Origin of the sequence: Pseudomonas sp. I8001, from assembly GCF_013385345.1 — a bacterium.
Taxonomy (GTDB): domain Bacteria; phylum Pseudomonadota; class Gammaproteobacteria; order Pseudomonadales; family Pseudomonadaceae; genus Aquipseudomonas.
Genome location: NZ_JACAQC010000058.1, coordinates 13,108 through 27,482, shown reverse-complemented (window position 1 = coordinate 27,482; position 14,375 = coordinate 13,108). Strand labels below are relative to the sequence as shown.

Sequence of the window (14,375 nt, the reverse complement as noted above, 5' to 3'; positions counted from 1 at the left end):
GGAACCAATAGCAGCCGTTACCGCAGCAACGGATATGCCCCCCCCCAAGAAAACTTTCCTCCCCCGAGCGTGACCCAGATCCCACAACCCGTTGATTAATGATGGCATCCGCTCAGCTATACTCCTCTCCATTTGAATGGCCCTCGAGGAATTACTGTGAAGAACTGGACCTTGCGCCAACGGATTTTGGCGAGCTTTGCGGTCATCATCGCGATCATGCTGCTGATGGTAGTGGTCTCGTATTCACGCCTGTTGAAGATCGAGGCTGGCGAAGAGTCAGTCCGCGATGACGCAGTCCCCGGGGTCTACCTAAGCTCCATGATCCGCAGCGCATGGGTCGACAGCTACCTCGACACCCTCGACATCATCGGCCTGCGCAAAGACAAGACACTCACCGAAGCCGACAAGGCCGACTACAAGTCCTTCGAAGCGCGCATCATCACGCAAATGGCCAATTACAAGGCAACTATCAACGGCGCTGAGGATCAGGCCGAGTTCGATAAGTTCGAAGCCCTGCACCAGGCCTACAACAAGGCTTTGGCCGCAGTCACTGAAAACCTGCAACGCAATGACGTCGCCGCCGCCCGCAAAGTGTTCGACGAAGAGCTGACCCCGACCTGGACCGCAGGCCGCATGAAGCTCAACGACATCATCACCGAAAACAAAAACGTCGCGGACCGCGCCACCAACGCTATCGACGACGCCGTGTCCGCTGCAAAAATCAGCATGGGCGTCTCGCTGATCCTCGCGATCCTCGCCGCCGGCCTCTGCGGACTGCTGCTGATGCGCGCGATCATGGCGCCGATGAAACGCATCGTCGACATCCTCGAAACCATGCGCACCGGCGACTTGAGCAAACGCCTGAACCTCGAACGCAAGGACGAATTCGGCGCAGTAGAGACCGGCTTCAACGACATGATGACCGAGCTCACCGCCCTGGTGTCCCAGGCACAGCGCTCTTCGGTACAGGTCACTACCTCGGTAACCGAGATTGCCGCGACTTCCAAGCAACAACAGGCCACGGCCACTGAAACCGCCGCGACGACCACCGAGATCGGCGCTACTTCGCGGGAGATCGCTGCTACTTCCAAGGACTTGGTCCGTACCATGACCGAAGTCTCCACCGCCGCCGACCAGGCCTCGGTGGCCGCCGGCTCCGGCCAGCAAGGCCTGGCGCGCATGGAAGAAACCATGCACTCGGTGATGGGCGCAGCTGACCTGGTAAACGCCAAGCTGGCGATCCTCAATGAGAAGGCCGGCAACATCAACCAGGTGGTGGTGACCATCGTCAAGGTCGCCGACCAGACCAACCTGTTGTCCCTCAACGCTGCCATCGAGGCCGAGAAGGCCGGTGAGTACGGTCGCGGGTTTGCCGTGGTGGCCACCGAAGTGCGGCGCCTGGCCGACCAGACCGCCGTGGCCACCTACGACATCGAGCAGATGGTGCGCGAGATCCAGTCGGCGGTGTCGGCCGGGGTGATGGGCATGGACAAGTTCTCTGAAGAAGTGCGCCGTGGCATGTTCGAGGTGCAGCAGGTGGGCGAGCAGCTGTCGCAGATCATCCATCAGGTGCAGGCCCTGGCGCCACGGGTGTTGATGGTCAACGAAGGCATGCAGGCCCAGGCCACCGGCGCCGAGCAGATCAACCATGCGCTGGTGCAGTTGGGCGATGCCAGCAGCCAGACCGTGGAGTCCCTGCGTCAGGCCAGCTTTGCCATCGACGAGCTGAGCCAGGTCGCCGTCGGCCTGCGCAGCGGCGTGTCGCGTTTTAAAGTCTGATGAACGACCTCGCGGCTAAACGCGGTGCCGTTGCGGCAGTGAAGAAAGCACTGTTCCTGGTGTTTCACATCGGTAATGAACGGTATGCCCTCAAGGCCACGGAAGTGGCCGAGGTGCTGCCGCGCCTGCCGCTCAAGCCCATTGCCCATGCGCCTGCGTGGGTCGCCGGGATCTTTGCCCATCGCGGGGCGATGGTGCCGGTGATCGATCTCAGTGCCTTGACCTTCGGTACGCCGGCCCAGGCCCGCACCAGCACGCGCCTGGTGTTGGTCAATTATCAGCCGGATGCACTCACTCCGGCACGCTGGCTGGGGCTGATCCTCGAACAGGCCACCGATACCCTGCGCTGTGACCCGGCGGAGTTCCAGCCCTACGGCCTGGACAACCGCCAGGCACGTTACCTGGGCCCGGTGCGCGAAGACGAGCGTGGCTTGATGCAGTGGATCGGCGTGGCGGACCTGCTGACGGCTGACGTGCAGGCGCTGCTGTTTGCCGCGGGCGAGGAGGGTTGATGAGCAGTGATCAACGCTTCTTCGACTTCCTTAAGGAGCGCATTGGCCTGGACGTTGCCTCGGTGGGCGAAGCGATCATCGAGCGTGCCGTACGCCAGCGCAGCATGGCGCTCAGCGCGCAGACCGCAGATCAATACTGGCAGCAATTGCAGGCCTCCACCGACGAACAGCAAGCGCTGATCGAAGCGGTGATCGTCCCCGAAACCTGGTTTTTCCGTTACCCCGAATCCTTCGCCACCCTGGGCCGGCTGGCGGTCGCCCGCCTGGCCGAAATCAAGCAGATGCGCGCCCTGCGGATCCTCAGCCTGCCGTGTTCCACCGGCGAAGAACCCTATTCGATTGCCATGGCCTTGCTCGACGCCGGGCTGGCACCGCATCAGTTCAAGGTGCAGGGCATGGACGTCAGCCCGCTGTCGGTGGAGCGCGCCCGCCGTGGGGTGTACGGCAAGAATTCGTTTCGCGGCCAGGACCTCGAGTTCCGCGATCGCCACTTCACCGAGCAAACCGACGGCTACCGGATTGCCGACCGGGTACGCGAACAAGTGCGCCTGCAGGTGGGCAACCTGCTGGACCCCACGCTGCTGGCCAACGAGCCCACCTACGATTTTGTGTTCTGCCGCAACCTGCTGATCTACTTCGACCAGCCGACCCAGAAGCAGGTGTTTGAAGTGCTCAAGGGCCTGACCCACGTCGACGGCGTGCTGTTTATCGGGCCTGCCGAAGGCAGCCTGCTGGGGCGCCTGGGCATGCGTTCGATTGGCGTGCCGCAGTCGTTTGCCTTCAGCCGGCATGCGGAGCCCGCGCCTGAACCGGTATTTGTGCCGATGCCCGCGCCGATTCCTCAGCGCAGTGCCGCGCCTATCCCGACCAGGCCCCGGCCGTTCAGCACCGTCAGTGCCCAAGTGGTACCGATCAAGCCGCCGCCCCCGCAGTCGGACGCCGCCGATCTGCTCAGTCAGATTGCGACCCTGGCCAATGAAGGCAAGAGCCTGGAAGCCCGTGCTGCCTGCGAGCGTTATTTGCAGAGCCATCCGCCGGCGGCCCAGGTGTTTTATTGGCTGGGCCTGCTCAGCGATGTGGCCGGCAGCGCCCTGGAAGCCCAGGGTTATTACAGAAAAGCCTTGTACCTGGAACCCCAGCACCCGCAGGCCTTGATGCACCTGGCCGCGTTGCTCGAGTCCCAGGGCGATGTCGCCGGCGCCCGGCGTTTGCAGGCTCGTGCCGCGCGCAGCGAGCGAGCTGACAGTGAGCGTAAATCATGACCCTGGATCCCGAGCTGAACCTGACCCTGGCCGATACCCAGGCCATCGATGACTGCTGGAACCGCATCGGCATCCACGGTGACAAGTCCTGCCCGCTGCTGGCCGAGCACATTCACTGTCGCAATTGCTCGGTGTATTCCGCCGCCGCCACGCGCCTGCTCGACCGTTATGCCTTGCAGCAGGACGATCACCGCCCCGTCGCGACGCCGGAAGTCGAGGGTGATGTCCTCACCCGTTCGCTGCTGATGTTCCGCCTCGGCGAAGAATGGCTGGGCATCGCCACTCGCTGCCTGGTGGAAGTGGCGCCGTTGCAGCCGATCCATTCCTTGCCCCATCAGCGTTCCCGCGCCTTGCTGGGCGTGGCCAACGTGCGTGGCGCACTGGTGGCGTGCCTGTCCCTGGTGGAATTGCTGGGGCTGGACAGCACCGGCAGCGGCCCCAGTGGCGCACGAATCATGCCGCGCATGCTGATCATCGCGGCGCAGGACGGCCCGGTGGTGGTGCCGGTGGACGAAGTGGACGGTATCCATGCCATTGATGAACGCACCTTGAACGCGGCGTCTGCCTCCGGCACCCAGGCCAGCGCCCGCTATACCCAAGGGGTGTTGCAGTGGAAAGGCCGCAGCCTGCGCTGGCTGGACGAGGCGCAATTGTTGTCTGCCGTGACCCGGAGCCTCACATGACCCCCGACCAGATGCGCGATGCCTCGCTGCTGGAGCTGTTCAGCCTGGAAGCCGACGCCCAGACCCAGGTGCTCAGCGCCGGCCTGCTGGCCCTGGAGCGCAACCCGACCCAGGCCGACCAGCTCGAAGCCTGCATGCGCGCCGCCCATTCCCTGAAGGGCGCGGCGCGGATTGTCGGGGTGGACGCGGGGGTCAGCGTGGCCCACGTGATGGAGGATTGCCTGGTCAGCGCCCAGGAAAGCCGCTTGTACCTGCTGCCGGAACATATCGACGCACTGCTGCAAGGCACCGATTTGTTGATGCGCATTGCCACGCCGGGCAACACCGTGGGCCCGGCGGACATCGAGTCCTATGTGGCATTGATGGAGCGGTTGCTCGATCCGTCGCAGAAAGTCGCGCCGCCCGCTGCGCCAAAGCCTGCGCCGCCGCCCACACCCGCGCCAGAACCTGAATTGTCGATGGAAGCGCTGCTGACCCTGCCGCCGGAGCCCGAGGCCGCGCCGCCGGTCAGTGCCGAACTGCCACGCCAAAATAAGCGCATGACCGAAGGCGGCGAGCGGGTGTTGCGGGTGACCGCCGAACGCTTGAACAGCCTGTTGGACCTGTCCAGCAAGTCCCTGGTGGAAACCCAGCGGCTCAAGCCTTACCTCGCCAGCTTGCAACGCCTCAAGCGCATCCAGAGCAACAGTGCCCGCGCCCTGGAAAACCTCGACGGCCACCTCAAGACCGTCGACCTGAGCCTGGAAGCCCAGGAAGCGCTGGCTGATACCCGCCGCCTGTTGAGCGAAGCCCAGGCACTGCTCGCGGAAAAAACCGCCGAAATCGACGAGTTCGGCTGGCAGGCCGGGCAACGCGCCCAAGTCTTGTACGACACGGCGCTGGCGTGCCGCATGCGGCCGTTTGCCGACGTGCTGGCCGGGCAGGTGCGCATGGTGCGTGACCTGGGCCGCAGCCTTGGTAAACAGGTACGCCTGGAAATCGAAGGCGAGAAAACCCAGGTCGACCGCGATGTGCTGGAAAAACTCGAAGCGCCGCTGACCCATTTACTGCGCAATGCTGTTGACCACGGCATTGAAATGCCCGAGCAACGCCTGCTGGCGGGCAAACCGGCTGAAGGCCTGATCCGCCTGCGGGCGTCTCACCAGGCCGGCTTGCTGGTGCTGGAGTTGAGCGACGACGGTAACGGTGTCGACCTGGAGCGCCTGCGCGGCACCATCGTCGACCGGCAGTTGTCGCCGGTGGAAACCGCCCTGCGCCTGAGCGAAGAGGAACTGCTCACGTTCCTGTTCCTGCCGGGGTTCAGCCTGCGGGACAAGGTCACCGAGGTCTCGGGGCGCGGGGTCGGCCTGGATGCGGTGCAGCATATGGTGCGCCAGTTGCGCGGCGCGGTGGTGCTGGAGCAGACGGCGGGGCAGGGCAGTCGCTTCCACCTGGAAGTGCCGTTGACCCTGTCGGTAGTGCGCAGCCTGGTGGTGGAAGTTGGCGAAGAGGCCTACGCCTTCCCGCTGGCCCACATCGAGCGCATGTGCGATCTTGCGCCCGACGACATCGTGCAACTGGAAGGCCGCCAGCATTTCTGGCACGAAGGCCGGCATGTCGGCCTGGTCGCCGCCAGCCAGTTGCTGCAGCGCCCGCCGGGGCAGGGCAGTCAGGAAACCCTCAAGGTCGTGGTGATCCGCGAGCGCGACGCGGTCTACGGGATTGCCGTGGAGCGTTTTATCGGCGAGCGCACGCTGGTGGTATTGCCCCTGGACGACCGGTTGGGCAAGGTCCAGGACATCTCCGCCGGAGCGTTGCTCGATGACGGTTCGGTGGTGCTGATCGTCGACGTCGAAGACATGCTGCGATCGGTGGACAAACTGCTGAATACCGGTCGTCTGGAGCGCATCGCCCGACGCACCCAGCAAACCCTCGAAGCACCGCGCAAGCGTATTCTGGTGGTGGATGACTCGCTGACCGTGCGTGAGCTGCAACGCAAATTGTTACTTAATCGCGGTTATGAAGTGGCCGTGGCAGTCGATGGCATGGATGGCTGGAACGCGCTGCGCTCCGAAGACTTCGACCTGCTGATCACGGACATTGATATGCCTCGCATGGACGGTATTGAATTGGTCACACTCTTGCGCCGTGATACTCGCCTGCAATCCCTGCCGGTGATGGTTGTTTCCTACAAGGATCGGGAAGAAGACCGTCGTCGTGGACTGGACGCCGGCGCCGACTATTATCTAGCCAAGGCCAGCTTCCATGACGACGCGCTGTTGGACGCGGTGGTGGAGCTGATTGGAGGAGCACGGGCATGAGGATTGCGATCGTCAATGACATGCCCATGGCCGTGGAGGCCTTGCGCCGGGCGTTGAGCCTTGAGCCGGCCCACGAAGTAGTGTGGGTTGCAGACAACGGCCTGGAAGCAGTGCAGCGTTGCGCCGAGTTCACGCCCGACCTGATTCTGATGGACCTGATCATGCCGGTGATGGACGGTGTGGAGGCCACCCGGCAGATCATGGCCGAGACGCCCTGTGCGATCCTGATTGTCACCGTCGACCGCCAGGCCAACGTCAGCCGTGTATTCGAAGCCATGGGCCATGGCGCCCTGGACGTGGTTGACACCCCTGCACTGGGCGTGGGCAATCCGAAGGACGCCGCGGCACCGCTGTTGCGCAAGATCCTCAATATCGGCTGGCTGATTGGCCAGCGTGGCAGCCGCGTGCGGGCCGAGCCTGCGCCCCAGCGGGCCACGGGCAAACGCCAGAGCCTGGTGGCCATCGGTTCGTCCGCAGGCGGCCCGGCTGCCCTGGAATCCCTGCTCAAGGGCTTGCCCCGGGACTTCTCGCCGGCCATTGTGCTGGTGCAGCATGTGGACCAGGTGTTCGCCGCCGGCATGGCCGAATGGCTGAGCAGTGCCTCCGGCCTGCCGGTGCGCCTGGCCCGGGAAGGCGAGCCGCCCCAAAGTGGCGTCGTGTTGCTGGCGGGCACCAACCATCACATTCGTCTGCTGAAGAACGGCACGCTGGCCTATACCGCCGAACCTGTGAACGAGATTTACCGGCCGTCCATCGACGTGTTTTTCGAGAGCGTCGCCAGCTACTGGAATGGCGATGCCGTTGGCGTGCTGCTGACGGGGATGGGGCGTGATGGCGCCCAGGGACTTAAGTTGATGCGTCAGCAAGGCTACCTGACCATCGCGCAGGACCAGCAAAGCTGTGCTGTTTACGGCATGCCCAAAGCGGCAGCGGCGATTGACGCGGCTGTTGAAATTCGCCCATTGGACAGAATTGCGCCACGATTGCTGGAGGTATTCGCAAAATGACCGATATCACACGCTGTCCTGGCCTGCAGGTAGTAATTCAGGTGACCGTAAATGAATGATTTGCAGCTCGACGACTTCAAGACCGACGAAAACGCCGCCATGGTGCTGCTCGTCGACGACCAGGCGATGATCGGCGAGGCCGTACGCCGGGGCCTGGCCCATGAAGACAATATCGACTTCCACTTTTGCGCCGATCCGCACCAGGCCATTGCCCAGGCGATCCGTATCAAGCCGACGGTGATCCTGCAGGACCTGGTGATGCCGGGTCTCGATGGCCTGACCCTGGTGCGCGAATACCGCAATCACCCGGCGACGCAGAACATCCCGATCATCGTGCTTTCCACCAAGGAAGACCCGCTGATCAAGAGCGCGGCGTTTGCTGCCGGGGCCAACGACTACCTGGTCAAGCTGCCGGATAACATCGAACTGGTGGCGCGCATCCGCTATCACTCGCGCTCCTACATGACCCTGTTGCAACGGGACGCGGCCTACCGGGCGCTGCGGGTCAGCCAACAGCAGTTGCTGGACACCAACCTGGTGCTGCAACGGCTGATGAACTCCGACGGCCTGACCGGGCTGTCCAATCGCCGGCATTTCGACGAATACCTGGAACTGGAATGGCGCCGCGCCATGCGTGACCAGACCCAACTGTCGCTGCTGATGATCGACGTGGACTTCTTCAAGACCTACAACGACAGTTTCGGCCACCTGGAAGGCGACGAGGCGTTGCGCAAGGTGGCGGCGACCATTCGTGATGCCAGCAGCCGTCCTTCGGATTTGCCGGCGCGTTATGGCGGTGAAGAGTTTGCCCTGGTGCTGCCCAATACCTCGCCGGGTGGGGCACGGCTGGTGGCCGAGAAGCTGCGCCAGGCGGTGGCTAGCCTGAAAATCCCGCACATTGCCCCGGCGGACGGCTCGAGCCTGACCATCAGTATTGGTCTGGCGACCATGACCCCATTGCAGGGTACCGATTGCCGGCAGTTGATCTCGGCAGCGGACAAAGGCTTGTACCTGGCCAAGCACAATGGGCGTAATCAGGTGGGGATCGAGTAGGAATACGGTCTGCGGGATGTCGCAGACCTAATGTGGGAGCGGGCTTGCTCGCGAATGCGGTGTGTCAGTCAATGCATCTGGCGACTGAACCACCGCATTCGCGAGCAAGCCCGCTCCCACATTTGATCTTCATCGCTGTCTGGATGGTGCATATCCCCGCCTTTTCGGCCAAGCGGACTGCCGTTATCAGCCGTTTGTCGTTATACTCGTCGGCTTTCAAAAGTTCGCCAACGAGTGCTGCCCGCCATGGAAATCAACCCGATCCTTAACACCATCAAGGACCTGTCCGAGCGCTCCGAAACTATTCGGGGGTATCTTTGACTACGATCAAAAGCATGAGCGTCTGACCGAAGTCAATCGCGAGCTTGAAGATCCGGCTGTCTGGAACAAACCTGAATACGCCCAGGAACTGGGCCGCGAGCGCGCTGCGCTGGCGCAGATCGTCGACACCCTCGACGAATTGAACACCGGTCTGGGCGATTGCCGCGACCTGCTGGACATGGCCGTCGAAGAAAACGACGAAGGCGCAGTGGGCGATGTCGTCGCCGAGCTGGCCCGTCTCGAGGAAAACCTCGCCAAACTCGAATTCCGCCGCATGTTCAGCCATGAAATGGACCCGAACAACGCCTACCTGGACATCCAGGCCGGTTCCGGCGGCACCGAAGCCCAGGACTGGGCCAACATCCTGTTGCGCATGTACCTGCGCTGGGCCGACAAACGCGGTTTCGACGCGACCATCATGGAACTGTCGGCCGGTGAAGTCGCCGGCATCAAGGGCGCGACCGTGCACATCAAGGGCGAATACGCCTTTGGCTGGCTGCGGACCGAGATCGGCGTACACCGCCTGGTGCGCAAGAGCCCGTTCGACTCCGGCAACCGTCGCCACACGTCGTTCTCCGCCGTTTTCGTCTCGCCAGAGATCGACGACAAGGTGGAAATCGAGATCAACCCGGCAGACCTGCGGATCGACACCTACCGTTCCTCCGGTGCCGGTGGCCAGCACGTAAACACCACCGACTCGGCCGTACGTATTACCCACGTACCGACCAATACCGTGGTGAGCTGCCAGAACGAACGTTCCCAGCACGCGAACAAGGACACCGCCATGAAAATGCTGCGGGCCAAGTTGTACGAGCAGGAAATGCAGAAACGCAACGCCGCGTCCCAGGCGCTGGAAGACACCAAGTCGGATATCGGCTGGGGTCACCAGATCCGCTCGTATGTGCTCGACGCGTCGCGGATCAAGGATCTGCGTACCAACATCGAACGCAGCGACTGCGACAAGGTGCTCGACGGTGATATCGACGAATACCTGGAAGCCAGCCTGAAATCTGGCCTGTAACTCCCTTGTAGGAGCCGGCTTGCCGGCGATCCCCGGCCGCAGGCCGGGGACAACGAACCTGATGGAAAATTTAAAGACATGAGCGACCAACAACTCGACCCGCAAGCCCTGCAACAGGAAGAAAACTCCCTGATCGCCCTGCGCAAGGAAAAGCTTGCTGCCGAGCGCGCCAAGGGCAATGCCTTCCCGAACGACTTCCGCCGCGAAAACTACTGCGATGCCTTGCAGAAACAGTACGCGGACAAGACCAAGGAAGAGCTGGCAGAGGCTGCAATCCCGGTCAAGGTTGCCGGTCGCATCATGCTCAACCGTGGCTCGTTCATGGTGATCCAGGACATGACCGGTCGCATCCAGGTCTACGTCAACCGTAAAACCCTGTCCGAAGAAACCCTGGCCTCGGTGAAAACCTGGGACATGGGCGACATCATTGCCGCCGAAGGCACCCTGGCCCGTTCCGGCAAGGGTGACCTGTACGTTGAAATGACCAGCGTGCGCCTGCTGACCAAATCCCTGCGCCCGCTGCCGGACAAGCACCACGGCCTGACCGACACCGAGCAGCGCTATCGCCAGCGCTACGTTGACCTGATCGTCAACGAAGAAGTGCGCCAGACCTTCCGCGTGCGTTCGCAGGTTATTGCGCACATCCGCAGCTTCCTGATGAAGCGTGACTTCCTCGAAGTTGAAACGCCGATGCTGCAAACCATCCCGGGTGGTGCCGCAGCCAAGCCATTCGAAACCCACCACAACGCGCTGGACATGGAAATGTTCCTGCGTATTGCGCCTGAGCTGTACCTCAAGCGGCTTGTTGTTGGCGGCTTCGAAAAAGTGTTCGAGATCAACCGCAACTTCCGTAACGAAGGCGTTTCGACTCGTCACAATCCTGAATTCACCATGTTGGAGTTCTACCAGGCCTACGCCGACTACGAAGACAACATGGACCTGACCGAGGAACTGTTCCGCGAACTGGCGCAACTGGTCCTGGGTTCCACCGACGTGCCGTACGGCGACAAGGTGTTCCACTTCGGCGAGCCGTTCGTCCGCCTGTCGGTGTTCGATTCGATCCTCAAGTACAACCCTGAGCTGACCGCCGATGACCTGAACGACATCGACAAGGCCCGCGCCATCGCCAAGAAAGCCGGCGCCAAGGTGCTGGGCTTCGAAGGCCTGGGCAAATTGCAGGTGATGATTTTCGAAGAGCTGGTGGAGCACAAGCTGGAGCAGCCGCACTTCATTACCCAGTACCCGTTCGAAGTGTCGCCGCTGGCCCGTCGCAACGATGACAACCCGAACGTCACCGACCGTTTCGAGCTGTTCATCGGCGGCCGTGAAATCGCCAACGCCTACTCCGAGCTGAACGATGCCGAAGACCAGGCCGAGCGCTTCATGGCCCAGGTGGCCGACAAGGACGCTGGCGACGACGAGGCGATGCACTACGACGCCGACTTCGTACGCGCCCTGGAATACGGCATGCCGCCTACCGCCGGTGAAGGTATCGGCATCGACCGGTTGGTGATGTTGTTGACCAACTCGCCGTCGATCCGTGACGTGATCTTGTTCCCGCACATGCGGCCACAAGCGTAACCGTAGCGAAATCCGAAGCCGCCTTTTATAAGGCGGCTTTTTTATGTGGCGTTTATAAGCGTCAAGTAAACAGCGCCAGGTGATCGTTCCCACGCTCCGCGTGGGAACGCAGCCCGTGACGCTCCGCGTCACACTGTGGAGGAAGATCCGTCGTGAACCGCGTAATGGCTCAAAAGGGTGCCGCCGGCATTGCCGCTGCCGTGGCTGAAAGTGTTCAGTACCAGGGCCGCAAGGCCAGTCGCCGGGGCAGTGAGCAGCGCAGGCAGGACATTCTCGATGCAGCGATGCGCATCGTGGTACGCGAAGGCGTACGTGCCGTGCGTCACCGTGCGGTGGCGGCTGAAGCCGGTGTGCCGTTGTCGGCCACCACCTATTACTTCAAGGACATCGACGACCTGCTCACCGACACCTTCGCCCAATATGTGGAGCGCAGCGCCGCGTTCATGGGCAAGTTGTGGGTGCGTAACGAAGGCCTGCTGCGCGAGATGGTGGCTTATGGCGACGGCAGCCCGCAGTCGCGCTCGCAACTGGCCGATGACATCGCGCGCCTGACCGCCGATTACGTGCAACGCCAATTGCTCAACCGCCGTGAGCACCTGATGGCCGAGCAGGCGTTTCGCCAGGAAGCGCTGCTGAACCCGCGCCTGGCCGAGCTGGTGCGCTCCCACCAGCAAATCCTGCTGCAGGGCACTTGCCAGTTTTTCCAGGTATTGGGTTCCCGCGAGCCGCAACAGGATGCCAAAGTGTTGACGGCGATTATCGGTCGGATGGAATATCAGGGCCTGCTGGGCGGCGCAGAGCCTCTGACCAGCGAAGAAATGCTTGAGATCCTCAAGCGTTACATGCATTTGGTGTTGGCTTCGGTCTGACACAGGGGATTGTCCAATGAAAGCCTGGCGCGTCGTCGTGATCGCCTTGTCGTTCCTGTTGCTCAGCGGTTGCCTGGTGACCTTCAAGGACCCGTTGCCCGCCAGCGAGGCGGCGCCTGATGGTCTGCTTGGCAAATGGGCCAGCAAAAATGCCTGGGGTGAGCCGCTCAACCTGCAAATCAGCCGCGTCGGTAAGCACCGCTACAAAGCCGTGAGCTACCCTAAGGCCAAGCCGGGCCAGCGGGATGAATACCTGTTCACGGTTTCCCGGCATGGCAGCCGCTGGTATCTGTCGGCGCCATTGCCGGCCAGGTTCGGCGGGCATTACATCCTCGCCGGGTTCGAATTGAATGATGAGCACGAGCTGGTGGTCTACAACCTCGACCTGGATCAGGTCCACCAGGCGGTCGGCCAGAAGGTCCTGAGTGGCAGCACCGTCGAAACCGTCGAGGGTGCCGGTGTGTTGATCGACAGTTCCATGGCCCGGGTATTTGCGTACCTGGATGATCCGGCCAATGCCGATGTGTTCGTCGAAGCCGTGCGCTACCAGCGTGCAGGCAAATAACGTTTAAAGAGGAAGTACCGGGTGGACGATTACCAGCAGACGATACGCGCCTTGTCCGATCGCATTGTGCTGGCGCAAACACCGATTCGCGTCCTCGACGCCGTGAAGTGGGACGAGAATATTCGCCAGGGATTCCTCAAGGCCAAGGGCAAGGAAATGCCGGCGGTGGACCGCGACTACTACCTGACCCGGCCGCTGTCGTTCGATTCCAGCGCGGTGAAGCTGGAGTTCCAGAACATCGAGCGTGACATCACTCGCCAGCTTGGCCAGTTCAACCCGGTCGGGCAGATCATGCGGCGCATGTGCAAGGAGTACCGCATGGTGGTGCGCATGCTCGAAGCGCGGGGCACCGAGGATTTCGGCCTGATCTCCCAGGAGCTGTATGGCGCCGCTTCCGATGCGTTCCATGCCGGTGACCCGACCCTGGCCGACCTCGGCCTGATGATGTCGGACTACCTGAACAATATCGATGGCCGTGGCGACCTCAAGGACGAAGCCAAGACCCTGACCGCCAAGGACGCCGTCAACCTGCTGCAGAGCCGCCTGAACAAGGTATTCGGCGAGGCCGAGGAAACCATCCGGGTGTTCGAGTCCGACGGTATCGTGGCGGATGCGGCGGCAGGTGCCGACTACATCAAGATCCGCGCCGACGCGATGTTCAACGACCGCGACGTGCGCGCCCTGGAGGTCCATGAAGGCCTGGTGCACGTGGGCACCACCCTCAATGGGCAAAACCAGCCGATCTGCACCTTCCTGTCCAAGGGCCCGCCCTCGTCGACCGTGACCCAGGAAGGCCTGGCGATCCTGATGGAAATCATCACCTTCGCCTCCTACCCCAGCCGCCTGCGCAAGCTGACCAACCGCACTCGCGCCATTCATATGGTGGAGCAGGGAGCCGACTTCCTGCAGGTGTTCGAATTCTTCCGCGAGCAGGGCTTTGAGATGGCGGAAAGCTACGGCAACGCCAGCCGGGTTTTCCGTGGGTCGACGCCTACGGGTCTGCCGTTTACCAAGGATTTGTCCTACCTCAAGGGCTTTATCATGGTTTACAACTACATTCAGTTGGCCGTGCGCAAAGGCAAGCTGGAGCAAGTGCCGTTGTTGTTCTGCGGCAAGACCACCCTGGAAGACATGCGTACCCTGCGCCAACTGGTGGACGAAGGCCTGGTGGTGCCACCCAAATACCTGCCGGATCAGTTCCGCGACATGAATGCGTTGGCGGCGTGGATGTGTTTCTCCAACTTCCTCAACCATTTGAGCCTGGACCGGATCGAGGCGGATTACTCCAATATCCTTTAACGATATCTCTGAAGGAACTCAGTCAAAATGTGGGAGCGGGCTTGCTCGCGAATGCGGTGTATCAGCAACAGATGTGGTTACTGAATCACCGCATTCGCGAGCAAGCCCGCTCCCACCTTTGAT

General features: G+C 62.1%; 12 protein-coding genes. All 12 read left to right on the top strand.

Annotation, left to right across the window (positions count from 1 at the left end; translation table 11 throughout):
* The first annotated feature begins 156 nt into the window (after positions 1-156).
* The 12 genes from HX839_RS28830 to HX839_RS28775 all read left to right on the top strand — a co-directional run bounded on the left by HX839_RS28830 (position 157) and on the right by HX839_RS28775 (position 14,252).
* Positions 157-1,779 carry a methyl-accepting chemotaxis protein gene (locus HX839_RS28830; RefSeq protein WP_003219261.1) on the top strand — a complete coding sequence of 541 codons (1,623 nt, stop codon included), beginning with the start codon at positions 157-159 and terminating at the stop codon, positions 1,777-1,779.
* The gene (locus tag HX839_RS28825; RefSeq protein ID WP_102368206.1) at positions 1,779-2,291 is read left to right on the top strand and encodes a chemotaxis protein CheW; all 513 of its coding nucleotides are present in this window, start codon (positions 1,779-1,781) and stop codon (positions 2,289-2,291) included. The genes HX839_RS28830 and HX839_RS28825 overlap by 1 nt, the downstream gene beginning before the upstream one ends.
* Positions 2,291-3,553 (top strand): protein-glutamate O-methyltransferase CheR, encoded by a 1,263-nt coding sequence (locus HX839_RS28820; protein ID WP_134325821.1) that lies wholly within the window; start codon positions 2,291-2,293, stop codon positions 3,551-3,553. The genes HX839_RS28825 and HX839_RS28820 overlap by 1 nt, the downstream gene beginning before the upstream one ends.
* A complete protein-coding gene (locus HX839_RS28815; RefSeq protein WP_102368208.1) occupies positions 3,550-4,236 on the top strand; it encodes a chemotaxis protein CheW in 687 nt (228 codons plus the stop codon). The genes HX839_RS28820 and HX839_RS28815 overlap by 4 nt, the downstream gene beginning before the upstream one ends.
* The gene (locus HX839_RS28810) at positions 4,233-6,536 is read left to right on the top strand and encodes a hybrid sensor histidine kinase/response regulator (protein WP_177020584.1); all 2,304 of its coding nucleotides are present in this window, start codon (positions 4,233-4,235) and stop codon (positions 6,534-6,536) included. Before HX839_RS28815 ends, HX839_RS28810 begins: the two co-directional genes overlap by 4 nt.
* Entirely contained in the window at positions 6,533-7,543 is a 1,011-nt protein-coding gene (locus HX839_RS28805) for a chemotaxis response regulator protein-glutamate methylesterase (RefSeq protein WP_177020585.1), read from the top strand. Before HX839_RS28810 ends, HX839_RS28805 begins: the two co-directional genes overlap by 4 nt.
* 51 nt (positions 7,544-7,594) lie before the next feature.
* Positions 7,595-8,596, top strand: a complete 1,002-nt coding sequence (locus HX839_RS28800; RefSeq protein WP_177068066.1) for a diguanylate cyclase domain-containing protein — start codon at positions 7,595-7,597, stop codon at positions 8,594-8,596.
* A gap of 246 nt (positions 8,597-8,842) precedes the next feature.
* Positions 8,843-9,938 (top strand): peptide chain release factor 2 gene (gene prfB, locus HX839_RS28795; protein WP_096236834.1). Its coding sequence is split into 2 segments (ribosomal slippage): positions 8,843-8,914 and positions 8,916-9,938, totalling 1,095 coding nucleotides; the frame shifts between segments, so codons are not numbered across the junction.
* A gap of 78 nt (positions 9,939-10,016) precedes the next feature.
* Complete coding sequence (lysS, locus tag HX839_RS28790) at positions 10,017-11,519, top strand: lysine--tRNA ligase (protein ID WP_008431110.1); 1,503 nt, start codon at positions 10,017-10,019, stop codon at positions 11,517-11,519.
* 152 nt (positions 11,520-11,671) lie between these two features.
* Positions 11,672-12,388: a TetR/AcrR family transcriptional regulator gene (locus tag HX839_RS28785; RefSeq protein ID WP_023659125.1), complete on the top strand. Its 717-nt coding sequence runs from the start codon at positions 11,672-11,674 to the stop codon at positions 12,386-12,388.
* Positions 12,389-12,404: 16 nt separating this feature from the next.
* Positions 12,405-12,953: a hypothetical protein gene (locus tag HX839_RS28780; protein ID WP_003219239.1), complete on the top strand. Its 549-nt coding sequence runs from the start codon at positions 12,405-12,407 to the stop codon at positions 12,951-12,953.
* A 21-nt stretch (positions 12,954-12,974) separates the two neighbouring features.
* Positions 12,975-14,252: a flavohemoglobin expression-modulating QEGLA motif protein gene (locus HX839_RS28775; RefSeq protein WP_003219237.1), complete on the top strand. Its 1,278-nt coding sequence runs from the start codon at positions 12,975-12,977 to the stop codon at positions 14,250-14,252.
* The last annotated feature ends 123 nt before the right edge of the window (positions 14,253-14,375 follow it).